The organism is Pseudomonas sp. PS01297, assembly GCF_029959305.1.
GTDB lineage: Bacteria > Pseudomonadota > Gammaproteobacteria > Pseudomonadales > Pseudomonadaceae > Aquipseudomonas > Aquipseudomonas helleri.
On the sequence record NZ_JASCPQ010000009.1, the window covers coordinates 1 to 23,770 of the forward strand.

Sequence of the window (23,770 nt, forward strand, 5' to 3'; positions counted from 1 at the left end):
TAGCTTGCCTCGCGATCTTTTAAAGATCAAAAGATCGCGAGGCAAGCTCGCTCCTACAGGGATCAGGGGGCGATTTGCTCGCACAACCTGCCGGTTGCTTGCACCATTTGCCCGCTCGGGCGCTCAACACCTTTATCACTCAACAGCACTAAACGCCCGTGTTTGACCGCATCCAGTTGCGGCCAGGCTTTCCAGGCGTCGAGTTGCGCCTGGGTGCTCGCAATGATTATTTGTGGATTTAGCTGCAATACCGACTCGACGCTGACTTGCGGGGCGGGGAGTTTGAGGTCGGCAAACACGTTACTCGCTCCGCACACGGCCAAGGCATCACTGATGATTTGCCCGCCGCCCAGGGTGTAGAGCGGTTGATCCCACACTTGGTAAAACACCCGCAGCGGCGTGTCGCGGTGATAGCGGGTGCGCAGCTCGGCCAGACGGGCGCGCAGTTGATCAGCCAGTTCCTGACCGCGTTCCGGGCGCCCCAAGGCGACGGCAAGGGTTTGGATCTGCTCAATCAGTTGATCAAGGGTTTGAGGGTCGGCGGTGTAGGTCGGGATGTTGAAGCGGTGCAGTTGCTCGCGCTGGGCAACGCCAACGCTGCCCGGCCAGAGCAGAATCAGGTCGGGTTGCAGGCTGAGTAAACGCTCGATGTTTAATTGGCCATAGCGGCCCACAGAGGGCACAGCGGCCAGTTCGGGAAGTGACTCGCCAGCGTCGAGGCGCCCGACCAGCAGGTCGGTGGCCCCCAGTTCAACGACGATTTCAGAGAGCGATGGCGCCAGGCTGATCACTCGGCTGGCGCCCATGCAGGGTAAACCCACGGCCAGCAACAGGATTGCCAGCCAGTAGCGCATCACGCCGGATCTGTCTCGCCTTGGTGCTGGTTGCCCATCATGTGCCCAAGCTTGTTGGCTTTGGTTGCCAGGTACAGTTTGTTGTGCGGGTTGTGCCCGGTGTGCAGCGGTACGCGCTCCGCCACGGTGATGCCCATGTCGGTCAAGGCTTTGACCTTGCGCGGGTTGTTGGTCATCAGGCGCAGCGAATTGACGCCCAGGTGCTCAAGCATCGGCAGGCAGATAGCGTAATCGCGCTGATCCGCAGCAAAGCCCAGACGCTCGTTGGCTTCAACGGTGTCGGCCCCGCCATCTTGCAGTGCGTAAGCGCGCACTTTGTTTAACAGACCAATGCCACGGCCTTCCTGACGCAGGTACAGCAACACGCCACGACCTTCGCGGGCGATGGCCTGCAAAGCGGCTTCCAGTTGTGAGCCGCAATCACAGCGCTGGCTGAACAAGGCATCGCCGGTCAGGCATTCGGAGTGCACCCGGCCTAATACCGGAGCACCGTCTGCCACGTCGCCCAAACTGAGCACAACGTGTTCACGACCCGTGGCTTGTTCTAAAAAGCCATGCATGGTGAATTCGGCAAAGGGGGTTGGGAGCTTGCAAGCAGCAACGAAAACGACGGGCACCATGTGCTCCTGATCAGTTTGAGGACTGGAAATTCGCAGAGTCGACATTGTAACAGGACGTTCCTACAGACGCTTAGGCTGAATTATCGGAGATAAATATCAAAAAGTTTGATAGCTATACAACCTGTACTGTTGATGCCTGACCCAACCAGGTCGGTTCAAGAGCAAAAGATCGCAGCCTGCGGCAGCTCCTACGATGAAGAGTCAGGGCTGGCCATGAAAGTGCTGGTAACCACGGATTGCCGGGGTGATGTCCTGGCCGTGCTCGTCGACAAGGCTGACGCCCTGCCCTTCAATTACGCGGCCGATGACGTGGATCGGCCAGCCGTCAGCGAGCAAGGTCGGCAGTTCAACGGCTGGCAAGGTAAAGGCCAGCACGTAATCGTCACCGCCGCTCAAGGCCGCTTTTTGCGCGCCCGCATCCCCCAAAAACTCTTGCAGGGCCAGCGACATCGGCACGCGGTCATTTTCGATCTGCAAGCCCACGCGCGAAGCCAGTGCGATATGCCCGCAGTCAGCTAAAAGACCGTCTGAAATATCCAGTGCCGAGGTCGCTTTGCCACGCAGAGCTTGGCCCAGCGCAAATTGCGGTTGCGGTGACCAGTAATGCGCCAGCAGGGGCTCGGCAATTGCCGGGGCAGCGCTGCATTGACCCAGGACCAGCGGCAATGCGCCCGCTGCATTGCCCAGCTCACCGCCCACGCACAGCAAGTCGCCGGGGCGCGCGCCGCTGCGGCTCAAGGCTTGGCCCGTGGGCACGCGCCCAAATACCGTCAAGGTAAGGCACAGTGGACCACGCGTGGTGTCGCCGCCGATCAGCCGCAGGTCGCACGCCTGAGCCATCAGGTTCAAACCACGGGCAAACGCGTCTAGCCAGGCGGCTTCAACTGTCGGCAACGTCAGGGCAAGGGTAAACGCAATAGGGGTGGCGCCCATGGCCGCCAAATCACTGGCCGCCACGGCCAGCGCACGCTGACCGAGCAAGAAAGGGTCGCAAGGATCTGCGAAGTGCACCCCGGCTACCAGGGTGTCGGTGGAGATCGCCAGCTGTTCCCCGAAGGGAACATCCAGCAGGGCGCAGTCGTCGCCAATGCCTAAAGCAACGCCCACGCCGCCTTGCGCACAGGGCGCGGCAGCGAAGAAGTTGCGGATCAGCTCAAACTCGCCCATGGCCAACAGCGCGAGTTAGCGCTTGAACGCCTTGACTTCAGCTTCACGCAGGCGAGGTGCCAGTTTGTCCAGAACACCGTTGACGAACTTGTGACCGTCAGTGGAGCCGTAGACTTTTGCCAGCTCGATACCTTCGTTGATCACGACGCGGTAAGGCACGTCGACACGCTTGATCAGTTCCCAGGTGGACAGGCGCAGAACCGCCAGTTCAACCGGGTCCAGCTCTTCGATGGTGATGTCCAGGCATGGCGCCAGGGCAGCATCGATCTCGGTACGATTGGCCGGTACGCCGTGCAGGATTTCGCGGAAGTAAGCACCGTCAACGTCAGTGAAGTCGTTGTCCACGCGAAACTGGGCTTCGATCTCGTTCAGCGAGTGCTTGGCCATGTGCCACTGATACAGCGCTTGGGTCGCGAGCTGACGCGCTTCGCGACGCTTGGCGCTCTTGGAGGGCTTGCCAGCATCCGCAGGTTTAGGATCGCGCGGGTTGAAACGATCGCTTTCGTCGGAAATCACTTGGCCTCCAACGCTGCCAGCAGGCTGACCATTTCGAGAGCGGACATTGCAGCTTCAGCGCCTTTGTTGCCAGCTTTGGTGCCGGAACGTTCGATAGCTTGCTCGATCGAGTCAACGGTCAGCACACCGAATGCAACCGGTACGCCAAACTCCATGGACACCTGAGCCAAGCCTTTGGTGCACTCGCCAGCCACGTATTCGAAGTGCGGAGTACCGCCACGAATAACAGCGCCCAGGGCGATGATGGCGGCGAATTCGTTGCGCTGGGCAACTTTTTGCGCAACCAGCGGAATTTCGAACGCACCCGGTGCACGGATGATGGTGATGTCGCTTTCGCTTACACCGTGGCGAACCAGGGCATCAACAGCACCACTCACCAGGCTTTCGACGACGAAGCTGTTGAAACGGCCGACGACGAGTGCGTAGCGACCTTTGGGGGCGATGAAGGTACCTTCGATGGTCTTCAGGGTCATTCGGTATGTCTCGTATTAAAGAGCCAGAACGCACTTGCGTGCGTTCTTTAAGGATATTGGGCCACGAATCGGGACTGGAAATGTCCGGTCATTATTCGGCGGGCACGTATTCTACAACTTCCAGATCAAAACCGGATATGGCATTGAACTTCATTGGTGAACTCATGAGGCGCATTTTACGTACTCCGAGGTCACGCAAGATCTGTGAGCCTGCTCCGACGATGCTGTAGGTGGTCGGCTTTTTCACCGGCGCCGCATCGGCTGTTTCGCGAATGTGCGCCAGCAATACATCGCCGTCCAACGGGTGGCCCAGCAACAGCACCACACCGCTGCCCGCCTCTGCCACGGCGCTCATGGCGGCGCGCAGGCTCCAGCGGCCGGGCTGTTTGACCAGCAACAGGTCGCGCAGCGGGTCCATGTTGTGCACCCGTACCAGCGTCGGCTCTTCGGCGCAGATCTTGCCCAGGGTCAGTGCCATGTGCACGTCGCCTTCGACAGAATCACGATAGGTCACCAGGTTGAATTGGCCCAGTTCGCTGTCCAGTGGCTGCTCGGCAATCCGCTGAACGGTACGTTCGTGGATCATCCGGTAGTGAATCAGGTCGGCGATGGTGCCGATTTTGATGCCGTGTTCAGCGGCAAACGCTTCCAGTTCAGGGCGACGGGCCATGGTGCCATCGTCATTCATCACTTCACAGATCACGCCGCTTGGCTCGAAACCGGCCATGCGCGCCAGGTCGCAGGCGGCTTCTGTGTGGCCAGCACGGGCCAGGGTGCCGCCCGCTTGTGCCATCAGCGGGAAGATGTGGCCCGGGCTGACGATGTCATCGGCCTTGGCGTCTTTGGCTGCGGCGGCTTGTACCGTACGTGCACGGTCGGCGGCCGAGATGCCGGTGGTCACGCCGGTGGCGGCTTCGATGGACACGGTGAACTTGGTGCCAAAGCCTGAGCCATTGCGCGGCGCCATCAACGGCAACTTGAGCGTTTCGCAGCGCTCGCGGCTCATCGGCATGCAGATCAGGCCACGGGCGAAACGCGCCATGAAGTTGATGTGCTCAGCCTGGCAGCACTCGGCGGCCATGATCAGGTCGCCTTCGTTTTCGCGGTCTTCGTCATCCATCAGGATGACCATCTTGCCTTGGCGGATGTCTTCAACCAGTTCTTCGATGCTGTTGAGCGCCACGCGGCACCCCCTTATTTCAGGATTTTAGGTAGCCGTTGGCGGCCAGAAAACTTTCGCTGATACCACCCGAGGTCGGCTCGGCGGATTTTTCGCCCAGCAGCAGGCGTTCGAGGTAGCGCGCCAGCAAGTCGACTTCAAGGTTGACCCGGCGACCTGGACGATAGTCGTCCATGATGGTTTCGCTCAGGGTGTGCGGAATGATGGTCAAAGAAAACTCGGCGCCATTGACCGAGTTGACCGTGAGGCTAGTGCCGTCGACGGTGATCGAGCCTTTATGGGCGATGTACTTGGCCAGTTCCTTGGGTGCACGGATGCGGAACTCGATGGCACGGGCGTTTTCCTCGCGGGAAATCACTTCGCCTACGCCGTCAACGTGGCCGCTGACCAGGTGGCCGCCCAGACGTGTGGTCGGGGTCAGGGCTTTTTCCAGGTTGACCCGGCTGCCGCTTTTGAGGTCGTTGAACGCGGTGCAATCAAGGGTTTCGCGGCTGACGTCAGCCATAAAACCGTTGCCCGGGAGCTCTACTGCGGTCAGGCACACGCCGTTGATCGCGATGCTGTCGCCGAGTTTGACGTCGCTCAAATCGAGCTTGCCGGTCTCTACATAAACCCGCACATCGCCACCCTTTGGGGTCAGTGCGCGGATGTTGCCGATGGATTCGATAATGCCGGTAAACATGGGCGCTCCCCTTGAGAACAAAACCTGCGCTAAACGAAGGCTGAGAATTATACGCTCGCGGGCGACACAGGTATGGCTGTGACTCGCCAGTCATCCCCTACCGCGCGCATTTCAGTGATTTTGAGCAACGGCGCTTCGCTCATGTGGGTCAGCGGCAGCTCAAGCAACGGCCTCGCGGTCGACCCCAAAAACTTGGCGGCGATGAATATCTGGTATTCATCGACCAGGCCTTGCTCGGCAAAGGCGCCAGCCAGACGCGGACCGGCTTCAACCAGCACCTCATTGACGCCACGGGCGGCCAGCGCCACCAGCAGTTTGCGCAAATCGACCTGGCCGTTGGCGCCGTGGATCACCAGGCACTCGGGGCCGGTGCGATATTGCTCGGCGGGCGGCACGCAGGTGGCGACCAAGGCCGGGCCAGCCTTGAAAAACGGTGCATCCAGCGGCACACGCAAGCGCCCGTCAATCAATACCCGCAGCGGCGGACGGCTGAGCGCCAGCGCGGTCAGCTCGGGGCTCAAGCCCAGCTCAGGCCCGCGCACGGTCAGGCGCGCACCATCGGCCAGCACGGTGTCAGCGCCGGTCAGCACCACACTGGCTTCAGCGCGCAGGCGCTGCACCGCCGAGCGCGCAGCCGGGCCGGTGATCCATTGGCTTTCACCGTTGGCCATGGCGGTGCGGCCATCCAGGCTCATGGCCATTTTGACCCGCACAAACGGCAGGCCGTGTTCCATGCGTTTAAGAAAGCCGGGGTTGAGTGCCCGCGCTTCTTGCTCAAGCACGCCACTGCGCACGTCAACGCCCGCATCGGCAAGCCGCTTGAGCCCGCGCCCGGCGACTTCCGGGTTGGGGTCTTGCATGGCTGCAACCACTCGGGCAATGCCCGCATGCAGCAAGCCATCGGCACACGGCGGCGTGTGCCCGTGGTGGCTGCACGGCTCGAGGGTGACGTAGGCGGTAGCACCACGGGCCAACGCGCCTGCAGCACGCAGGGCGTGGACTTCTGCGTGGGGCTCGCCCGTACGCTCGTGCCAGCCTTCGCCCACTACCTGCCCGTCGCGCACGATCACGCAACCGACCCGTGGATTAGGGTGAGTGGTGTACAGCCCTTTGCGCGCCAGTTCGATGGCTCGCGCCATGTAATGGGCGTCTAAAACAGCTTGTTCGGCGGTCAGGGTCATTCTTTGGAAGGCTCACGGGCGAGTCGATCGATCTCTTCGCGGAACTCGTTGAGGTCCTGGAAGCGTCGATAGACAGAGGCGAATCGGATATAGGCCACTTCGTCGAGCTTTTGCAGCTCGGTCATGACCAGCTCACCGACGACCAGCGATTTGACTTCGCGTTCGCCGGTGGCGCGCAGCTTGCTTTTGATATGGGCCAAGGCAGCTTCAAGGCGCTCGACACTGACCGGGCGCTTTTCCAGTGCTCGCTGCATGCCGGCGCGCAGTTTTTCTTCGTCAAAGGGCTGACGACTGCCGTCTTGCTTGATTAGTCGCGGTAACACCAACTCGGCTGTTTCAAAGGTGGTGAAACGCTCACCACAGGCCAGGCATTCACGCCGGCGGCGCACCTGATCGCCCTCGGCGACCAGACGCGAGTCGATGACTTTAGTGTCGTTGGCACCGCAGAATGGACAGTGCATGGTGGCGGCAACAAAAAATGGGAGGGCCATGTTAGGGTCTGTCCCCGCTTCATTGCAACCGCGACGAAAGCCCACGTGGTGCAGGGCAAGGCGCGAGAAGCGTAGTTTGGTTGTTCCCAATAAGCTTTGAGCAACGCTGCCCTGCGCCACGTGGGCTTTCGTCCCTGCGGGTCGCGTGTCAAATTTAGCCAGGCTACGTTGCAGAGCTTGGGAAGGGAACAACCATTCCCTTCGCTCTGCGCCTTGCCTGGCTAAATTTTACCCAGCGACGCGGCTTGCAATGAAGCGGGGACAGACCCTGGCGCATCCCGGTGGCAAGACAAGCCATAGGCTTTACGGTATACAGTCCGCCGACTACCTTTTTACACAATTTTTGACGTCGACTGACCTGCCGCTGGAGCTTCTCATGTCACTACGAACGTGTGTTTTGCTGTGTTTCGTCGGTTTGCTGGCCGCTTGCAGCAGCGAGCCTGCCAAACCGCCACAAACTCAAGTGCTGGCCCAGCCAGAAACCGACGCACCGGCCGATCTGGGGCCACTGCCGGCGTATCAGCGTGAACTCAGCGGTGTGCTGACCGGGGCACCGAAAGGCGCCGAGGTGGAGCTGGCGATCCTGATTGTTGACGAGCGCGGCCGCCCGCAGGGGCTGATGGCCAGCAGCAAGATCATCGGCAATAACCAGCCATTGCCCTTCAAGTTGCGCTTTAACCCTGAAGCCTTCCCTGCCGGGGCACGGGTTGAGTTGCGCGGGCGGGCCAGCCAGTCCGGGCAATTGATCCTGCACCTGCCGTCACGCATCATCAGCCAGCCCTCGACGCAGAATGTGGGCACCCTGGCCTTTGTCAGCGCACCATGAACACACCGCTCGACCTGCAGCAGTCTTTACGCGCATTGCTCGGCGATGCGCGCCTGGTGATCACCGAGCTGCCAGGCACGGCACTCAAGCTCTGGCTGATTGATGCGCAGAACATGGACCGTGAGTTCACCCCCGATGAGACCCGGCGCATTCTCTATGAGCCTCCGTATTGGGCCTTTTGCTGGGCCAGCGGCCTGGCGTTGGCGCGCTACCTGGATGAGCAGCCGCAGTGGGTGCAAGGCAAGCGCGTGCTGGACTTTGGTGCCGGTTCGGGGATTGCCGCGATAGCGGCGGCAAAGGCTGGCGCGCTGGAAGTGGTGGCCTGCGACCTCGACCCATTAGCGCTGGCGGCCTGCAGGGCGAATGCCGAACTCAATGGCGTACAGCTGCATTATTCGAGCGACTTCTTTGCCGAAGCTGACCGCTTCGATCTGGTCCTGGTGGCGGATGTACTGTACGACCGCGAGAACTTGCCGTTGCTGGATCAGTTTTTGACCCGCGGCCAGCAAACGCTAGTCGCTGATTCCCGGGTGCGCGATTTCCAGCATCCGCTGTACCAACAACTGGGCAGCCTCAAGGCGCTGACCTTGCCAGACCTGGCCGAACCCCATGAGTTTCGCAACGTCAGCCTGTATCACGCGCAACGCACGCGCGCGGCTTTCAGCCTGCCGGTGCAGCCTTTATAGTTGCCTTCATTTACCTGTTTCGAGACTCTTGATGAATCAGCCTACGCCTTCTTATAGCTTCGACGTTACAGCAGCCGATTTTCAGAAGCTGGTGGTCGACGCTTCTTTCGAGCAACCGGTTCTGGTGGATTTCTGGGCCGAGTGGTGCGCACCGTGCAAGGTGATCCTGCCGATCCTTGAAAAAATCACCGAGAGTTATCAGGGCGAGTTGTTGCTGGCCAAGGTGAACTGCGACGTTGAACACGCATTGGTTCAACACTTCGGCATTCAGAACCTGCCCATCGTGGTGCTGTTTAAAGAGGGCAAGCCGGTCGAGCACTTCCAGGAGGCCTTGCCTGAGTCCGCCGTGCGCGCCTTGCTGGAGCCGCACGTTGAAATGCCTGAGCCCGAAGAAGCAGACCCTCTGGAGCAAGCGCAGGCGCTGTTTGCCGAGAGCCGTTTTGCCGATGCTGAAGCGTTGCTCAAAGGCATTCTGACTGAAGACAACACCAACGCCAAAGCGCTGATTCTGTACGGTCGCTGCCTGGCCGAGCGCAATGAACTGGCCGAAGCCCAAGCGGTGCTGGACGCGGTTAAAAGCGATGAGCACAAAGCCGAACTGGCCGGTGCCAAGGCGCAATTGACGTTTCTGCGCCAGGCGGCAGAACTGCCAGACGTGGCCGATTTGAAAACCCGCGTGGCGCAAAACCCGCAGGATGATGAGGCGGCGTACCAATTGGCGATTCAGCAGTTGGCCCGCCAGCAATATGAGGGTGCGCTGGATGGCCTGCTGAAGCTGTTCACCCGCAACCGCAGCTACAACGAAGGCATTACTCACAAGACCTTGTTGCAAGTGTTTGAGTTGCTGGGCAATGACCACCCGCTGGTAACGACCTACCGCCGCAAGCTGTTTGCGGCGTTGTACTAAGGTCAAAAATCTCTGGTAGGAGCTGCCGAGGCACGATGGCTGCGATCTTTTAAGATCAAAAGATCGCGAGGCAAGCTCGCTCCTACGGGGGTGTGTTTGCGGGGTTATTCGATCCAGCTGTAGAGCGGTGAATCGACGCCGCTGACGACTTTGACCTGGCTGCTGTGGCGCAGGCGCACCAACAGGCGTTTGCCCGCACCGGTGCTGCCTGTCAGGGCTTCCAGTTGGCTCAGCAGTTCCGGGCCGGTGATTTGCCCGGCGTTGCGCAGCAGGTCTTTGGTGGTTTCCCACAGCACATCGTCCTGGCTTACGGGCTTGGCGGGCGTCGCCGTGTTCGGGGCTGGGGTTTCGCTCACGTGCAGTTGCGCGCCAAGTTTCGCCCAGTCGCCCTCATCCAGCTCTACGGTGAGGTCAACCGGCCAATCACCTATCGTTCCGCGAATTCGCACCATCGTCCTGCTCCTTAAATTTCATGGGGCATGCTCCCATGCGGCTTGCAGAACGCCAAGCACACGGGCAAAATCTCGAATTTATTGTTATAAGATTACATAACATTTAATACCTTTTTTGTTGGAGTCATGGTATGCGCCGTTTGCTTCTTGCTTTGCCGTTTGCTCTGTTGCCACTGACCATGGCTCACGCCGCCGACGATCATGACCATGAACACGGCAGCCTGGGTGCCCACGAGCATGGTGTCGGGACAATGAATGTGGCCCTGGACGGCCCAACCCTGGAGCTGGACCTCGACGGCCCGTCCGTCAACATCGTGGGTTTCGAGCACATTGCGACCACGGACGCCGATAAGGCCAAGGTCGATTCCGCACGCACTCAACTGGAAAACCCGCTGGCCCTGTTCAGCCTGCCAAAGGCGGCTGGGTGTGTGGTTGAAGCCCAGGACCTGGACAGCCCGTTGTTCGAAGCCGCCCCTGAAGAAGCCGGTGCGGCAAAAACAGAACACCACCACAGCGACATAGAAGCGCACTATGCATTCACGTGCGCCAACCCCGAGGCGTTGAAAGCACTGGATTTGACCCAGTTCTTCAAGACCTTCCCGGGCACCCACAAAATCAAGGTGCAATTGATTGGTGGCAGCGGCCAGCAAGGTTCTGAGCTGACGCCTAAAGCGCCAAGCCTGAAGTTCTAAACTCCCCGCTTTGTAGTCGCTGCCGAAGGCTGCGATGGGGTGCGCAGCAACCCTGCTGTTGAAGGTCCTGCGGCCCTTATCGCAGCCTTCGGCAGCGACTACAACGTCAACATTCTCATTGGCAGGTGATAGCCCTTCCCCATGACCCAAGCACTTATCGAACTCAATGACCTGAGTTTCAGTTGGCCCGGGCAACCGGTGCTGCTGGATATTCCGGCGTTCCGTCTTGAACCCGGCGAAACGCTGTTTCTGAAAGGCCCCAGCGGCAGCGGCAAAACCACCTTGCTGGGTTTGCTGGGCGGCGTGCAAAAAGCCAGTCAGGGGACGATACGTTTGCTGGGGCAAGAACTGAGTGAGTTGGGCTCAGGCGCCCGGGACCGGTTTCGGGTTGATCACACGGGGTATATTTTTCAGCAGTTCAACCTGCTGCCGTTTTTGTCCGTGCGCGAGAACGTTGAACTGCCGTGTCACTTTTCTAAATTGCGCGCCAGCCGCGCCGCCCAGCGCCATGGCAGCGTTGCCAAGGCCGCGCAAACCCTGCTTGCGCATTTGGGCCTCAAAGATCCGGCCCTGCTGGAGCGCCGTGCCGACTCGTTGTCCATCGGCCAGCAACAACGTGTTGCCGCCGCCCGCGCGCTGATCGGCCAGCCCGAGTTGGTGATCGCCGATGAGCCCACCTCTGCCCTCGATGCGGACGCCCGCGAAGCGTTTATTCAGTTGCTGTTTGCCGAGTGCCGGGAGGCCGGCGCCAGCTTGCTGTTTGTGAGCCACGACCAAAGCCTGGCCACGCTCTTCGACCGCAACCTGTCGTTGTCTGAACTTAATCGCGCCGCTACACCGGCAGAGGTCTGAGATGTATTTGTTTCGCCTAGCCCTGGCCAGCCTGGCCAACCGACGCTTCACCGCGATCCTCACCGCATTCGCCATCGCCCTGTCGGTGTGCCTGCTGCTGGCGGTGGAGCGGGTGCGCACCGAAGCCCGCGCCAGCTTTGCCAGCACCATCAGCGGCACCGACCTGATCGTGGGCGCGCGTTCGGGGTCGGTCAATTTGCTGCTGTATTCGGTGTTTCGGATTGGCAATGCCACCAACAATATCCGCTGGGACAGTTTTGAGCACTTCGCCAATAACCCAAAAGTGAAATGGGCGATCCCGATGTCTTTGGGTGACTCGCACCGCGGCTACCGGGTGATGGGCACCAGCGAGGCGTACTTTGAGCACTATCAATACGGCCATCGGCAAAACCTTGAGCTAGCCAGCGGTCGTGCCTTCCAGACCGACCCGTTCGAGGTCGTGCTAGGCGCCGAAGTGGCCGAGGCGCTGCATTACAAGCTGGGTGACAAGCTGGTGCTGGCCCATGGCGTGGCTGCGGTCAGCCTGGTTAAACACGACGACAAGCCCTTCACCGTGGTCGGCATCCTCAAGCGCACCGGCACGCCTGTGGACCGCACGCTGCATATCAGCCTCGGCGGTATGGAGGCGATCCATATCGACTGGCACAACGGCGTGCCTGCCCAAGGCGCTGCCCGGGTCACTGCCGACCAGGCGCGCAATATGGACCTGACACCTCAGGCCATCACGGCGTTTATGCTCGGCCTGAACAGCAAGATTTCGACCTTTGCCCTGCAACGCGAGATCAATGAGTTTCGCGGCGAGCCGATGATGGCGATTCTGCCCGGCGTGGCGTTGCAGGAACTCTGGAGCCTGATGAGCACCGCTGAAAAGGCGCTGTTCGTAGTGTCGCTGTTTGTGGTGCTGACGGGGTTGATCGGCATGCTGACGGCCATTTTGACCAGCCTCAATGAGCGCCGCCGCGAGATGGCGATCCTGCGCTCGGTGGGTGCACGGCCCTGGCATATCGCCACGCTGCTGGTGTTTGAAGCGCTGGCCCTGGCTTTGGCAGGCGTGGTGGCAGGCGTCGGCTTGCTGTACGTGTGCATCGCGCTGGCTCAGGGGTATGTGCAGTCGAATTACGGGATCTATTTGCCGCTGGCCTGGCCAAGTGAATATGAATGGACGCTGCTCGGCGGTATTCTGGCAGCCGCCCTGCTGATGGGCTGCGTACCGGCATGGCGCGCTTACCGACAATCGCTGGCCGATGGTCTGTCCATTCGTTTATGAGCTCAGGTTAATGAAAAAAGCTGCGATGTCTGGTGTGCTGCTGGCGCTGTTTCTCTGGGTGAGCACACCCTTGTGGGCGGCCGAGCCGAAAGAACTGACGTGGTCAGAGATGATTCCGCCAGACGCGCCGCCCGAAGTGCCGAACATGACACCGCTGCATGACCTGTCGCAAATGGGCGACATGGAGACCGCTCCCGCGGCCAAGCAGGACTTGCCCAACGCCCCCGTGGTCACCCAACTCGATGGCCAACTGATTCGCCTGCCGGGATACATCGTGCCGCTGGAAGTCAATGAAGAGGGGCGTACTACGGAGTTTCTGCTGGTACCGTACTTTGGCGCGTGCATCCACGTGCCGCCTCCGCCGTCCAACCAGATCGTGCACGTGACCAGCAAAGTCGGGGTTCAGGTCGACGAGTTGTATCAACCGTACTGGATCGTCGGTGCCCTGCAGGTCAAGCCCAGCACCAGCGACTTGGCTGACGCGGGCTATCAGATGGATGCACAAAAGATCGTGGTCTACGAACTGCCGGACTAACCCGGCAGCTGTTCACGAAATTTTCACGTCTTCACTTTTCATTGAGCTGGGTCAACAGAACGGGCCCGGCCGCTCATTACCATTGGTTATATAAATTTTAAATATCCCAATGGAGCTCCCATGCAAAAGTCCCTGCTTAGCGCCGCCGCGCTGACGCTTGCCGTTGTCGCACCGTTGGCCCACGCGCATTCCGAGGGTGACATCATCCTGCGCGCCGGTGCCATTACGGTAAACCCGAAAGCCGATAGCTCCCACGTCAAAGTGGACCGCGGCTCGTTGGGCGGGACCGATCTGGGCGGCAAGGCGACCATGAGCAGCGACACGCAACTGGGTCTTAACTTTGCCTACATGATCACCGATCACGTGGGTATCGAACTGTTGGCCGCGACCCCGTTTGAGCATGACGTGAAACTCAAAAATACGGGCCTGCCTCAAGCCAACGGCAAGCTGGGGACTCTCAAGCACTTGCCGCCAACCCTGAGCGTTGTGTACTACCCGCTGGACTCCAAGTCGGTGTTCCAACCGTACGTGGGTGCCGGTATCAACTACACCTGGATCTACGACGAGCACGTGGGCAGCCGCGCATCGGCTGAAGGTTTCGACAACTTCCGCGCATCCAACTCGTGGGGCGTGGCCTGGCAGATCGGTGCTGACTACATGCTGACCGACAACATCATGATCAACGCCCAGGCGCGTTACATCGATATCGACACGCACGCCTATGTCAACAACAGCGCCGTAGGCGATGGTACCCGCGCCAAGGTCAACGTCGACGTTGATCCTTTCGTGTACATGGTCGGCCTGGGTTATAAGTTTTAAGCGCGCAGCGCTTGGCTAAAAGCCTCTAGCTTCAAGCGGCAAGAAAAAAGCGCCTTTTAAGGTGCACTTCAAAACCTGTGGGAGCCTGGCTTGCCAGCGATGCAGACGATGCGGTTTTCTGTAAAACCGCGTCGCTTCCATCGCGAGCAAGCCCGCTCCCACAAGGTGTTGAAGTGTTAAACGGGTTGTTAACGCCCCAACAGGTGGCCCAGACCGACGTTCATCGGTGTGGTTTCACCGAGGGTGAAGCGCTGCAGCAAGCGACTGTTGTCTGCACGCGAGTGACGGATGTCGCCCGGGCGAGCAGGGCCGTAGCTGATTGGTGGCAGTTCGCCGACCACTTCGCTCAAGGACTCGAGCATTTGCTTGAGGGTTGTGGCTTTGTTCAGGCCCACGTTGATGGCGCCCTCTTCAACCTGTGGCGCTTCAACGGCCTGCACCAGAATGCCGACCAGATCACCCACGTAGATGAAGTCGCGGGTTTGCTCGCCATCACCAAAGATGGTGATCGGCAGGCCTTTTTCAGCGCGTTCGCTGAAAATGCTGATCACGCCTGAGTACGGCGAGGATGGATCCTGGCGCGGCCCGTAGACGTTGAAGAAGCGGAAAACGACTGGCTCCAGCGCGTGCTGGCGGCGATAGAAGTCCAGATAGTACTCACTGGCCAGCTTGTCCGAAGCATAAGGGGTCAGCGGCGCTTTAGGCGTGTCTTCAACAATCGACTCGCCCTCACCGTTGTTGCCATACACCGCAGCGCTGGAGGCAAACACCACACGTTTGACGCCCGCTTCGCGCATGGCCTCGCACACATTGAGCGTGCCGACAAAGTTGCTTTGGTGAGTGCTCACCGGGTCGTCTACCGAGGCCTGCACCGAGGCCACCGCCGCCAAGTGCACGACTGCGCTGCAACCGGCCATGGCGCGTTTGACCAGTGCCGCGTCGGCGACGTTGCCTTCGATGAGTTCGACCTTGGGGTTATCCAGAGGCAAGTTGCTGCGTTTGCCCGTCGACAGATCGTCGAGGATTCGCACGGCATAACCTTTGCCCAGCAAGCGGTCCACCAGATTGGAACCGATAAAGCCGGCACCGCCGGTGATTAAAACGGGAGCATCAACCATGACGATAAAACCTGTCCAGTAAAGAAGGGAGCCCTGCACGCCAGGCGCGAGGTTTGATCCCGAAGGTGTGAAGGATTTTTTTACAGGCCAGTACCGCATGCTGAGGCTCTTCTGAGGCATCAGGGCATGCAGCGTGGGCCTGCGGGGTTGGCGCCTGGACGGCCAGCGGGTGTAAGTGACGCGCTTCATCCAGGATGGCCTGGCCCAGCGCCAGCGGCGTTGTGGCCTCATGCCCGGCGTAGTGGTAAGTGCCCCACAGCGGCGCCGCGCAATCGAGTTGTTTGAGCACCGAAATGATGACCCGGGCGGCGTCATCGACCGGCGTCGGGTTACCGCGTCGATCATCGGCCTTGAACAATTCGCCGGGCTTTTCTGCCTGAGCCAAAAACCGGCCCAGGCTGCCTTCGGGGCTGTCATCGAGCAACCAGCCGAAACGCAGCAGAACATGTTGCGGGCAGATGGCCCGCACGCTTTGTTCAATACGCCACAGCGCCTGACCGCGCAGGCCCAGCGGCACAGGTTCGTCTTTTTCGCTATAGGCCGTGGCCCGCGAACCGTCGAACACTCGATAGCTGGAAGGCTGAAGCAAGGTGATGCCGTGGTGCTGGCACAACTCAGAGAGCCGCTCGACCGCCCGTTCCTGGTCGGCAAGGCGTGTTTCGCTCACGCTACGCGCCTGAAACCAGTCGAAGTAGTACGCAAGGTTGATGACGGCATCCGGACGGGTCTCGTCCAGCAGCTGCGTCAGGCTCGCGGCGTCCCAGCCGTCTTGCGGCGGACGCGGGGCGAGGAAATTGATGTCTTCCTCGGCACCCAGACGAATCAGCGCCTGCCCGAGAGCATTTCCGCCGCCCAATAACATAAGGCGCATTCGCATAGAGTGTGCAGGCTCAGTCTATTCAGAACGGTGATATATACCAGAAAACCAACCGTGGAAGCTGTTGGCCATGATCAAGACCCCACCATTTTGCGGGTTTCTGTGCGTGTCGTCACTGACAAACTGCGCAGCTGGTTATTTGCCATCACTGTGATGAAGGCGGCATATCAGGCAGCAAAAGCGCAGAACGCGGCGGTTCAGCTGCCGCTTGTGCGGTTTGCCCGGTGTCACGCGCAGGTATCAAAAAGCCCTGTGGATAATGTTGTGCAAAATGTACATCGGCAGAATTATCCACAAGCTTTTTCAGCCGTTCATTGAATGCCCGCGTAATAGAGCCCTGCGCACCAGACATGGTTCTGAACTGCGCAGTAATCGTGACCCCGTCGAGGTTCATGCTGTCGATCCCGTACACGCTCATCGCCCCCTGCAAACTGAGGCTGAGCAACGGGTCATCGCTGATCTGCCGCCCTGCCTCGCTGATCAAGTCCGAGGCTTTATCCATATCGCTGTCATAGGTGAACTGAACGGCGAAATACGCGTAGGCAAATTGCCGGGAATGGTTGATCACCGCCTTGATCTGACCAAAGGGCACCGAGTGCACATAACCGCGTGAATCGCGCAGCCTCAAGGTACGGATAGTCAGCCCTTCGACCGTGCCGGCGTGGTTGGAGTCGATCTCTACCCAGTCGCCCACCGAGATGGTGTCTTCGATGAGGATGAACAGCCCGGTGATAACGTCTTGCACCAGTTGCTGGGAGCCAAAGCCGATCGCCAGGCCGATCACCCCCGCGCCCGCCAGGAACGGGGTCACGTTCACGCCCAGGTTGGCCAGGGTGGTGATGGTGAAGATCACCGCCAGCACTACTTTTATGGCATTGCGGATCAACGGCAGGATGGTTTTGATGCGGGTGCTCGGTGCGTGAGTGCCGCGCCGTGTGACCGGAGGCTCCAGAACTTGCTGGATGGCGGTATCCATCACCACCCAGGCCAGCCAGGTGACCAGAAAAATCAGCAGGATGTGCCCAAGCGAGTCACTGATCACTTGCCCCGTGTGGCTATCGGAGGCAAACGCCAACACAGAGAACCCCCAGATCTGCGCCAGCAATTCGATGAAGGCCACGGCCAGCAGAATGCGCAACAGCACATACACCACCATCATCAAACGCACGCGGTAGGCACCGTTGGAGCGCAGGAGTGTGGTGAATGAGTGGTGCAAAAGCGAACCCAGAAACACCGTTGCAATCAGCAAACCTGAAGTCAGCAATGCACTGCGCAGCGCCCGCCCGCTGCCCTCGCCAACGCCCACCAGGTCCAGCGCCGAGACCAGCAGCATGAGCAGAATGGGCCAATACCAGAGCACCGAGAAAATCCGCAGCGACTCCTGGAATGCAGGCTGCCCCAAGCGCTGCGCCAGCGCTCGATTGCGAATCAGTTGCCCCACTGGACGACGCAACTTGATCGCCAGATAAGCAAAGACGGCGCACGCGACCAACCCAGAGAATATAGAGAGACAACTGGCGACATTGGCGCCCAGCGTGAGCCCGACCTGCGGGGTGTCCATCCCGTCACTCAACGCAGCAAAGAACCCCATCGCGAATAACGGACGCACACAGTGCTGACGAATAATCCGCACGGCGGGCCGTTTGTGGCCGGCATCGAGCATCGCGATCAATGACATCACCAGCGCCGCACAAAACACCCCGCTGCTGCCGGCATAGGTCAAACACACTGCCAGAGCACGGCCAATTGAGCTGGGCAGCAAGTGGCTGCCGAACACGATGACGACCAACGACAGCACCGCAGGCAGCAAGTACGGCACTCCGGCGCGAAACAGCAGCTGCAGGCGCGGACGCGCTTGCACGACGCGGGTGTTGTTCAAAGAACGTACCAGTAGTTTGCCTGCCAGCATCAGCCCGGCAAAAACACCAGACCAGACAACCAGCAACACGAAAAAGTCGCCCACACCATTCTTATCAGGCTGCTCGACCACCTTGTCGGCCAGCACCCCGGCTTCATGGGCTGCCCGCTCAGCACGCAGGCGCCAGATATCCAGCAAGTGCTTGCTCAGCCCCAACTGGTCTTGCACATCATCAATGCTGGAACCCAAGACCCCGAGCAGCCCGCCGTCTACCAGTACCGGCGGTTTGCCGTCGGTCTCTTCGGCTTTGATGACCGAGGCCAGGGTGGGTGCCGCTTGAAGCATGCCGTTGCCTGACAGCAACAGGATGAGGAACACAAAAACTGTTTTGAATTTGGACAAACCCGGGGCCCCATGCACATCCTTGATAGACCCACCGTACCAAATGATCAGGTTCGATACAGGGCACGTCTGAGTTTTCGATCACCTACAGCGTAGTCAATGCCACCTCTGACGCCAGCAATCATCGACCGGGGGCTGCCTGAAGTGACCGCCATAAAATACACGGCCAGACAAAATGTGTAACCCGAAGATCAGACACCAGAAACTTCATACGCACCAAACAGCGATACAAGTTCTCAATATGTGAAGAGCATCACTATTATTAGAACTTCATACAAGAGCGAATAAACGACAACTTTAAAACAAGTTTAAACCCCATAAACCCAACAATTTTATCAAGGCAACACGCACGATTCAAAGCAGGCACCCCTTACAAAAAGCAAAAAACGCGCAGACTGTTTAAATACAAAACACCCTACATAGCACACCTAATGTTTAGACGATTAAACAACTACAAACCCACTCCAAAACAAAACAACAACGCAATGCACATACCCATGTTTACGTAAATGAAAGTTTTCCTGACATATTTACAAACATAATTTCATCTATTAGAGTCATTCGAATAGGGCATTACAGGCTTGAACCCTCATTCGAGTACCACACTGCACTTTCACTATTTAATAGCCTTGTTTGTCTGACTGCCCGGAGATCGGAAATTGGAAACAATGATCGATGCTATTTTGTGCGCCCTGGATAACCCACAGCAAAGTGCACTGCGCCACATTACGGTTATAGAAGAGAACGGGGAAGAAAAAAGCATTTCCTATGCGGCGTTGGCACAACAAGCGCTGGCAGTCTCTTCAGCCCTGACTGAACTGGGGGTTGTTCGTAATGATTTGGTTATCCTTGCCCTGCCGGCTTCCATCGATCAATTGGTGTTACTGACCGGGTGCGTTTTGATTGGCGCTTTGCCTTGCACGGTAGCGCTACCCGGAAGGCTGATGGCCGACTCCCCGCGCAACCAGATCTACGTGGCCTGTCAGTTGTTTGCACCGCGCCTGCTGATCGCATCCGAGAGCAACACCCCCGCACTCCAGCGTTTGCTTGCCCACCTGCCTGTACGGGTGTTCTCGAGCGAAGAGGTGAAGCTCGCTGCCAGTGCAGGGTTTCCAGTGCGCGTGGAGCGCTGCCAGGCAGATAGCGGCCATCATGTGCAACTGACCTCGGGCTCGACCGGTCGCCCCAAGGCCGCCATCCTCAGTCATCAGAATGTCATCGCCAATGTGCGCGGTATCGGCGGCGTGGTGGGTTACAGTGTTGAGCGCGGCGACGCTTCTGCGTCCTGGCTGCCGCTGCATCACGACATGGGCCTGGTGACGCTATTGTCGAACCTGTATTACCAGGCGCCCCTGCTGTTGATGCAACCGGCCAGTTTTATTCGCAACCCGCTAGGCTGGCTCAAGCGTATGTCCAGCTTTGGCGCAACTACCACGGCTGCGCCGACGTTCGCCCTGCAGTATTGCATTCGCCGTTACCGCGAAGCGTCAATGAAAGACGTCGACCTGAGCAAGTTGCGCAATATCTTTGTCGGCGCCGAAAGAGTGGATGAAGCCTGCCTGAAGGAGTTCGCACAGACTTTTGCACCGCACGGTCTTTCACGTTCTGCGCTGCAACCGTGTTACGGCATGGCGGAATCGACGCTGGCGGTGACCATGCATAACACGAACTTCAATTACGACAAGCAGGCGCTCTCCTACGTCATTGCTGACCGTATTGACTCCGGCTCGGTGATCGACCATTGGCAGGCTCGCCGCGCCGACGCCAACACTCGCAGGGTAGAAACCGTGCTGTCGATGGGGCGCCCGATTGAGGGTATGCAGGTTGCCGTGAAGGCCCTGGACCGCTCTGACGCCAAGGACCGTGAAGTAGGCGAAATTTTTATACGCGGTACGTCAGTCATGTCCGGCTATTTGCCCGCCGAAGGCCAGACCGAGCAGTACCAAAGCGGTGACTGGTTTGCCACCGGCGATATCGGTTATCGAGTGGATGAACACTTGTTTGTCCTTGGCCGCAAGAAAGAACTCATCATTATTCGGGGCAGTAATTATTTCCCGCATGAAATTGAAGACGTCATTGCATCACACCCTTTACTGGCCAGCGGTGGCAATGCAATAGCGGCTTTCGGTATCTACGACGAAACACAAAGAACCGAGAGCTTGGCGATTCTGATCGAGCTTGATGCGAAACAGGATCAAATAGAACTGCGCACTCAACTTCAAAACCAATTACGCGACAAGTTTGGATTTGGTGCTCACGCCATTACCTTCGTCCCTCCCGGAAGTTTGCCACGCACCACCAGCAACAAACTTAAGCGCCTGGAGTGCCGCAGTATTTATCTCCAACTGGCGCTGGACAACATAGATAAAACCGAGACAGCGCAACTTATTAGTTAACGCACAAACAACGCTGTGACATCGACACGCTGACGCACTGCACCTTTTAATTACTGGATCACTCACTATGCACACTTTGATGCAAGGTGGGGAGGCGGGTTCGTCACGCCATTCATTATTGAATGTGTGTGCGCAACCGATTCTTCACCGCTTATCCCTCTATGGCGAACTTCCTGCTCAGTTGATCCAGATTATTTCGCGCGCCTCAGTGCGACTGATGGATTCGGACATGTTGATTTCGCAGACGATGCACAACTATGAGGCTGCCGAACAATTGAACCGGCCCTCGGTGGCCCTGTCGCAGCCGACTCATGACCTGGAAACAATTCTGGAGCGCATTGAGCAAGACGGTCTGGCGTTGCACTACCAATCCTTCATGCAGAACTTCGCCCATTTGTTTTCGCTGTTTCTGACACCGGATCAATATGAGCGGGCACGCGCCAGCATTGATGCCGGCAGCGCCCTGCGCTTCCTGATGAGTGATGCTGGCGGCCCAACCCTCACGAGCTGGCGCACGGTCGCCCAGCCGGAAGGGGATGGTTTCAAGCTGCACATCGACAAGGTCTGGGGCATGTACGCCAACCTTGATGGCATGGCGATCGTTGCCGCCCGCACGCCGGGCTCGTTTTTCCCGTCGGCCTTCCTGGTCTGGCCCGAGCAATACAAGACCCTCAAGCGAACGCTCTGCGGCGAACCCTTTCTCGGCGATGTCGTGCAACTGGGGAACGTCAAGGGCACGGTGCAGGTTGCCCAGGAAGACCGCCTGAAAGTGGGCGGGCCTGCAGTACTCAATAAATACCTGACGACAGTACGACCTTTTCTGGTGCGCGCACTGATGGCCCATCTGCAATGGCTGGCAAATCAGGGGCGCCTCGAACTCACGCCGGATGAGCGCGCGTCACGCGACTTCATCGCCGCTGCCGCCCGTACCAAGACGCTCGCCGACCGCTACGAGAGCGAAGACGTGCACCGCGTGCTGGCACTGAAACTCGCCTCAAACGAACTGCTTTTGCATCTGGTCAGCCGCGGCGCCGTGGCGAGTTTTCTCGACCAGCGCGACCTGTTGGCGTTTACCAAAATGGAAGGCAGCTCTTACCGCTGTTATCACGAATTGCGCGCAAGCATGCGCGTGGCCAAGCCTGAACCCGAGTCAATTTAACCCGCTGTACCCCCAGGAGAAGCACCTATGACAACGACGACTGACACCCTCAACACCCTGGAACTTCTGAAAAAGGAAGCCGCCAAGATTCTCAACATCGAATCCGTCGACACCCACGTCGGCTTGGGCGAGCTGGGTATCGATTCACTCAATGTGGTTGAGCTGATCGTCTATTGCGAACAGCTCTACGGATCCATTGATCCGGAGCAACTCAACATCACGCAGTACACCACCCTGGAGCAAATCGACAGCCAGTTGCATCAGCAACAAGTCGCCTGATCGCCAACCACCCTCATACCAGAAGCTCACCATGTCGAACTCGCCGCCCTTTGCATCAACGCCGTCGCTTGGCACCGTACCGGCTTTCAGGGTCCATACGGTGGCTTACCGGCGCACCGAAACGCCCTTTGTGTCAGCCCAGGTCAGCCTGGAGGACGCAGCGTTGGCGCTGGGGCAGCGGGTCGGCGATGAGGCTTGCCGTTATGCAAGCGACGCAGGCCCCATCGACGATTACGTGGTGAGTTCTACCGTGTTGTCGCAGTTTTTGGCGGACGGCTCACCCCATGCAGGCTATTTCCAGGAGGCGCTCGCCAGCCGTTACGGGCGCCGCCCTGACTGGGTCACCAACGCCTACGAATGCACGGGCTGGGGTTTCATCCTGCGGTATATCCAGGGCAAGGCTCAGTTCAACGGTCGTCGCAGGTTGTTACTGCAGATTGTCGACACAGACATCCACAACTTTACTTACTGGCTAGGCAACAACCGTTGGGGCAAATCCGGTTTTGGCATCTGCACGTTAGTGATTGATGTGATGCCAGAGCCCAACAACAGGCTGCTCATCGGCACTGCAAGCCAGGCGAATGCCCTGCTGCAATTAGGGCGAAGCCTGCGCAGTTTCACCGAAAGCCGGCCTGGCTTAGGTATCGCAGTACCGTTCTTTCCTGAGATGTCACGCCGCGCCCTGTTCAAGTGTTTCGACACGGCGTGCGTGCACGCCGACCATTACCAGCGATTCGGTCATTCCTTCGGCAGCGACCCCTGGCTTTCGCTACTGGCCGAGCTGGGCGCGGGCTCCGCGCACCCCGGCAGTGACTGCATCGTGTCTTCGCTGGCAATGAACGGCTATTTCTCGATTGCCCAGATAACGCTCGCACCCGATCTGCACTTTGCACTGGAAGGTGAACTGTGAAGAACGCACACACCTGTTCGCTGCTGTTGCAGCGCAATCCGGATCACAACCGGGCGATCCCATGTTCGGCTCGCAACCTGCCACTGTTCGAAACCCACGACTATGCACGCCGGAGCGTGTACGCACACGACAACCCCACGCCGGTGCTGGTCAACAACCAGCAGTACTACACCCTTCTGTCGACGCTGGCCCGGCACATTTGGGACAGCTGCGGCGAACAAACGCTGATCCTGGCGCAGGTACGCATGCCGTCCATCGACCTTGCGTTGCCAAAGAACCTGCTCGATCCACGCGTAACGCTGGGCGCCCACTTAAGCAATGAAGCCTTGTTCTGGGCACGCCAGCTACCGACACCGGTGGTCTGGATCAGCGCCGAACAGATTCGGCGCGACCTGTGGGACGGCGGCGATAACCGCCTGCACATCGCTGCCTGGAATACCGCACCAACGCCAGCCATCTCCGAGTGGTTCTTACCCGAACTGGGCTACTTAACAGCGCAGGTGCACCCATCACCTGTGCATGAGCCGTTCACCACATCTCAATCGAAACGCACGCACGTACAGGGGTGATC

The 23,770-nt window shown here is 59.0% G+C and carries 26 protein-coding genes; 13 read left to right on the plus strand and 13 right to left on the minus strand.

Features of this window, described 5'->3' with window-relative positions:
* Positions 1 to 62 precede the first annotated feature (62 nt).
* From QMX84_RS05045 to nrdR, 9 genes are all read right to left on the minus strand, one after another.
* Positions 63 to 854, minus strand: a complete 792-nt coding sequence (locus QMX84_RS05045; protein WP_282363342.1) for a cobalamin-binding protein — start codon at positions 852 to 854, stop codon at positions 63 to 65.
* Positions 854 to 1,471 carry a GTP cyclohydrolase II gene (gene ribA / locus QMX84_RS05050; protein WP_048367839.1) on the minus strand — a complete coding sequence of 206 codons (618 nt, stop codon included), beginning with the start codon at positions 1,469 to 1,471 and terminating at the stop codon, positions 854 to 856. The genes QMX84_RS05045 and ribA overlap by 1 nt, the downstream gene beginning before the upstream one ends.
* A 204-nt stretch (positions 1,472 to 1,675) precedes the next feature.
* A complete protein-coding gene (gene thiL / locus QMX84_RS05055) occupies positions 1,676 to 2,641 on the minus strand; it encodes a thiamine-phosphate kinase (protein ID WP_282363344.1) in 966 nt (321 codons plus the stop codon).
* A 15-nt stretch (positions 2,642 to 2,656) separates the two neighbouring features.
* Positions 2,657 to 3,157 (minus strand): transcription antitermination factor NusB, encoded by a 501-nt coding sequence (gene nusB, locus QMX84_RS05060; RefSeq protein WP_262123476.1) that lies wholly within the window; start codon positions 3,155 to 3,157, stop codon positions 2,657 to 2,659.
* Positions 3,154 to 3,630 (minus strand): 6,7-dimethyl-8-ribityllumazine synthase, encoded by a 477-nt coding sequence (ribE, locus tag QMX84_RS05065; RefSeq protein WP_282363345.1) that lies wholly within the window; start codon positions 3,628 to 3,630, stop codon positions 3,154 to 3,156. The genes nusB and ribE overlap by 4 nt, the downstream gene beginning before the upstream one ends.
* A 91-nt stretch (positions 3,631 to 3,721) precedes the next feature.
* Positions 3,722 to 4,813, minus strand: coding sequence for a bifunctional 3,4-dihydroxy-2-butanone-4-phosphate synthase/GTP cyclohydrolase II (gene ribBA, locus QMX84_RS05070; protein WP_048367768.1), 1,092 nt, complete (start codon positions 4,811 to 4,813; stop codon positions 3,722 to 3,724).
* A gap of 16 nt (positions 4,814 to 4,829) precedes the next feature.
* Positions 4,830 to 5,492 (minus strand): riboflavin synthase, encoded by a 663-nt coding sequence (locus QMX84_RS05075; protein WP_282363346.1) that lies wholly within the window; start codon positions 5,490 to 5,492, stop codon positions 4,830 to 4,832.
* 47 nt (positions 5,493 to 5,539) lie between these two features.
* Positions 5,540 to 6,673, minus strand: coding sequence for a bifunctional diaminohydroxyphosphoribosylaminopyrimidine deaminase/5-amino-6-(5-phosphoribosylamino)uracil reductase RibD (ribD, locus tag QMX84_RS05080; RefSeq protein ID WP_173430600.1), 1,134 nt, complete (start codon positions 6,671 to 6,673; stop codon positions 5,540 to 5,542).
* The gene (nrdR, locus tag QMX84_RS05085) at positions 6,670 to 7,134 is read right to left on the minus strand and encodes a transcriptional regulator NrdR (protein ID WP_048367842.1); all 465 of its coding nucleotides are present in this window, start codon (positions 7,132 to 7,134) and stop codon (positions 6,670 to 6,672) included. The genes ribD and nrdR overlap by 4 nt, the downstream gene beginning before the upstream one ends.
* A gap of 406 nt (positions 7,135 to 7,540) precedes the next feature.
* Between nrdR and QMX84_RS05090 the strand changes: the two genes are divergently transcribed.
* Genes QMX84_RS05090 through QMX84_RS05100 form a run of 3 tightly spaced genes read left to right on the plus strand, consistent with a single transcriptional unit; the run spans position 7,541 to position 9,583 of the window.
* Positions 7,541 to 7,990, plus strand: a complete 450-nt coding sequence (locus tag QMX84_RS05090) for a YbaY family lipoprotein (protein WP_048367771.1) — start codon at positions 7,541 to 7,543, stop codon at positions 7,988 to 7,990.
* Positions 7,987 to 8,676 (plus strand): 50S ribosomal protein L11 methyltransferase, encoded by a 690-nt coding sequence (locus QMX84_RS05095; RefSeq protein ID WP_282363347.1) that lies wholly within the window; start codon positions 7,987 to 7,989, stop codon positions 8,674 to 8,676. Before QMX84_RS05090 ends, QMX84_RS05095 begins: the two co-directional genes overlap by 4 nt.
* A 31-nt stretch (positions 8,677 to 8,707) precedes the next feature.
* Positions 8,708 to 9,583, plus strand: coding sequence for a co-chaperone YbbN (locus QMX84_RS05100; protein WP_153336433.1), 876 nt, complete (start codon positions 8,708 to 8,710; stop codon positions 9,581 to 9,583).
* Between the two features lie 104 nt (positions 9,584 to 9,687).
* Here the strand turns inward: QMX84_RS05100 and QMX84_RS05105 are convergent, their stop codons facing one another.
* Positions 9,688 to 10,035 carry a hypothetical protein gene (locus QMX84_RS05105; RefSeq protein WP_282363348.1) on the minus strand — a complete coding sequence of 116 codons (348 nt, stop codon included), beginning with the start codon at positions 10,033 to 10,035 and terminating at the stop codon, positions 9,688 to 9,690.
* A 131-nt stretch (positions 10,036 to 10,166) separates the two neighbouring features.
* On the opposite strand from QMX84_RS05105, the gene QMX84_RS05110 reads away from it, so the two are divergent.
* The 5 genes from QMX84_RS05110 to QMX84_RS05130 all read left to right on the plus strand — a co-directional run bounded on the left by QMX84_RS05110 (position 10,167) and on the right by QMX84_RS05130 (position 14,200).
* Complete coding sequence (locus QMX84_RS05110; protein WP_282363349.1) at positions 10,167 to 10,727, plus strand: DUF2796 domain-containing protein; 561 nt, start codon at positions 10,167 to 10,169, stop codon at positions 10,725 to 10,727.
* Between the two features lie 141 nt (positions 10,728 to 10,868).
* The gene (locus QMX84_RS05115) at positions 10,869 to 11,579 is read left to right on the plus strand and encodes an ABC transporter ATP-binding protein (protein WP_048373878.1); all 711 of its coding nucleotides are present in this window, start codon (positions 10,869 to 10,871) and stop codon (positions 11,577 to 11,579) included.
* A 1-nt stretch (position 11,580) separates the two neighbouring features.
* A complete protein-coding gene (locus QMX84_RS05120) occupies positions 11,581 to 12,846 on the plus strand; it encodes an ABC transporter permease (RefSeq protein ID WP_262123470.1) in 1,266 nt (421 codons plus the stop codon).
* Positions 12,847 to 12,871: 25 nt separating this feature from the next.
* Entirely contained in the window at positions 12,872 to 13,381 is a 510-nt protein-coding gene (locus QMX84_RS05125; RefSeq protein WP_153336438.1) for a DUF3299 domain-containing protein, read from the plus strand.
* A gap of 120 nt (positions 13,382 to 13,501) precedes the next feature.
* Positions 13,502 to 14,200, plus strand: a complete 699-nt coding sequence (locus QMX84_RS05130) for an OmpW family outer membrane protein (RefSeq protein ID WP_262123469.1) — start codon at positions 13,502 to 13,504, stop codon at positions 14,198 to 14,200.
* A 188-nt stretch (positions 14,201 to 14,388) separates the two neighbouring features.
* On the opposite strand, the gene QMX84_RS05135 is transcribed toward QMX84_RS05130, so the two are convergent.
* From QMX84_RS05135 to QMX84_RS05145, 3 genes are all read right to left on the minus strand, one after another.
* The gene (locus QMX84_RS05135) at positions 14,389 to 15,318 is read right to left on the minus strand and encodes an NAD-dependent epimerase/dehydratase family protein (protein ID WP_282363350.1); all 930 of its coding nucleotides are present in this window, start codon (positions 15,316 to 15,318) and stop codon (positions 14,389 to 14,391) included.
* Complete coding sequence (locus QMX84_RS05140; RefSeq protein ID WP_123751644.1) at positions 15,311 to 16,195, minus strand: sugar nucleotide-binding protein; 885 nt, start codon at positions 16,193 to 16,195, stop codon at positions 15,311 to 15,313. Before QMX84_RS05140 ends, QMX84_RS05135 begins: the two co-directional genes overlap by 8 nt.
* Before the next feature lie 145 nt (positions 16,196 to 16,340).
* On the minus strand, positions 16,341 to 18,455 hold the full coding sequence (locus QMX84_RS05145; protein WP_282363351.1) for a mechanosensitive ion channel family protein: 2,115 nt from the start codon (positions 18,453 to 18,455) through the stop codon (positions 16,341 to 16,343).
* Positions 18,456 to 19,123: 668 nt separating this feature from the next.
* Here QMX84_RS05145 and QMX84_RS05150 point away from each other — a divergent pair.
* The 5 genes from QMX84_RS05150 to QMX84_RS05170 all read left to right on the plus strand — a co-directional run bounded on the left by QMX84_RS05150 (position 19,124) and on the right by QMX84_RS05170 (position 23,768).
* Positions 19,124 to 20,851 carry an AMP-binding protein gene (locus tag QMX84_RS05150; protein WP_282363368.1) on the plus strand — a complete coding sequence of 576 codons (1,728 nt, stop codon included), beginning with the start codon at positions 19,124 to 19,126 and terminating at the stop codon, positions 20,849 to 20,851.
* Positions 20,852 to 20,918: 67 nt separating this feature from the next.
* Positions 20,919 to 22,010, plus strand: coding sequence for a hypothetical protein (locus QMX84_RS05155; RefSeq protein WP_282363352.1), 1,092 nt, complete (start codon positions 20,919 to 20,921; stop codon positions 22,008 to 22,010).
* 27 nt (positions 22,011 to 22,037) lie between these two features.
* Positions 22,038 to 22,289: an acyl carrier protein gene (locus QMX84_RS05160; RefSeq protein ID WP_282363353.1), complete on the plus strand. Its 252-nt coding sequence runs from the start codon at positions 22,038 to 22,040 to the stop codon at positions 22,287 to 22,289.
* Between the two features lie 31 nt (positions 22,290 to 22,320).
* Positions 22,321 to 23,199 carry a hypothetical protein gene (locus tag QMX84_RS05165; RefSeq protein ID WP_282363354.1) on the plus strand — a complete coding sequence of 293 codons (879 nt, stop codon included), beginning with the start codon at positions 22,321 to 22,323 and terminating at the stop codon, positions 23,197 to 23,199.
* On the plus strand, positions 23,196 to 23,768 hold the full coding sequence (locus QMX84_RS05170) for a hypothetical protein (RefSeq protein ID WP_262123463.1): 573 nt from the start codon (positions 23,196 to 23,198) through the stop codon (positions 23,766 to 23,768). The genes QMX84_RS05165 and QMX84_RS05170 overlap by 4 nt, the downstream gene beginning before the upstream one ends.
* Positions 23,769 to 23,770 lie beyond the last annotated feature (2 nt).

Bases quoted from the DNA above. Each gene is read 5' to 3' on its own strand.
- QMX84_RS05045 (WP_282363342.1), bottom strand. From the start codon at position 854: ATGCGCTACTGGCTGGCAATCCTGTTGCTGGCCGTGGGTTTACCCTGC.
- thiL (WP_282363344.1), bottom strand. From the start codon at position 2,641: ATGGGCGAGTTTGAGCTGATCCGCAACTTCTTCGCTGCCGCGCCCTGT.
- ribE (WP_282363345.1), bottom strand. From the start codon at position 3,630: ATGACCCTGAAGACCATCGAAGGTACCTTCATCGCCCCCAAAGGTCGC.
- QMX84_RS05075 (WP_282363346.1), bottom strand. From the start codon at position 5,492: ATGTTTACCGGCATTATCGAATCCATCGGCAACATCCGCGCACTGACC.
- ribD (WP_173430600.1), bottom strand. From the start codon at position 6,673: ATGACCCTGACCGCCGAACAAGCTGTTTTAGACGCCCATTACATGGCG.
- nrdR (WP_048367842.1), bottom strand. From the start codon at position 7,134: ATGCACTGTCCATTCTGCGGTGCCAACGACACTAAAGTCATCGACTCG.
- QMX84_RS05090 (WP_048367771.1), top strand. From the start codon at position 7,541: ATGTCACTACGAACGTGTGTTTTGCTGTGTTTCGTCGGTTTGCTGGCC.
- QMX84_RS05095 (WP_282363347.1), top strand. From the start codon at position 7,987: ATGAACACACCGCTCGACCTGCAGCAGTCTTTACGCGCATTGCTCGGC.
- QMX84_RS05100 (WP_153336433.1), top strand. From the start codon at position 8,708: ATGAATCAGCCTACGCCTTCTTATAGCTTCGACGTTACAGCAGCCGAT.
- QMX84_RS05105 (WP_282363348.1), bottom strand. From the start codon at position 10,035: ATGGTGCGAATTCGCGGAACGATAGGTGATTGGCCGGTTGACCTCACC.
- QMX84_RS05110 (WP_282363349.1), top strand. From the start codon at position 10,167: ATGCGCCGTTTGCTTCTTGCTTTGCCGTTTGCTCTGTTGCCACTGACC.
- QMX84_RS05115 (WP_048373878.1), top strand. From the start codon at position 10,869: ATGACCCAAGCACTTATCGAACTCAATGACCTGAGTTTCAGTTGGCCC.
- QMX84_RS05120 (WP_262123470.1), top strand. From the start codon at position 11,581: ATGTATTTGTTTCGCCTAGCCCTGGCCAGCCTGGCCAACCGACGCTTC.
- QMX84_RS05125 (WP_153336438.1), top strand. From the start codon at position 12,872: ATGTCTGGTGTGCTGCTGGCGCTGTTTCTCTGGGTGAGCACACCCTTG.
- QMX84_RS05130 (WP_262123469.1), top strand. From the start codon at position 13,502: ATGCAAAAGTCCCTGCTTAGCGCCGCCGCGCTGACGCTTGCCGTTGTC.
- QMX84_RS05135 (WP_282363350.1), bottom strand. From the start codon at position 15,318: ATGGTTGATGCTCCCGTTTTAATCACCGGCGGTGCCGGCTTTATCGGT.
- QMX84_RS05140 (WP_123751644.1), bottom strand. From the start codon at position 16,195: ATGCGAATGCGCCTTATGTTATTGGGCGGCGGAAATGCTCTCGGGCAG.
- QMX84_RS05150 (WP_282363368.1), top strand. From the start codon at position 19,124: ATGATCGATGCTATTTTGTGCGCCCTGGATAACCCACAGCAAAGTGCA.
- QMX84_RS05155 (WP_282363352.1), top strand. From the start codon at position 20,919: ATGCACACTTTGATGCAAGGTGGGGAGGCGGGTTCGTCACGCCATTCA.
- QMX84_RS05160 (WP_282363353.1), top strand. From the start codon at position 22,038: ATGACAACGACGACTGACACCCTCAACACCCTGGAACTTCTGAAAAAG.
- QMX84_RS05165 (WP_282363354.1), top strand. From the start codon at position 22,321: ATGTCGAACTCGCCGCCCTTTGCATCAACGCCGTCGCTTGGCACCGTA.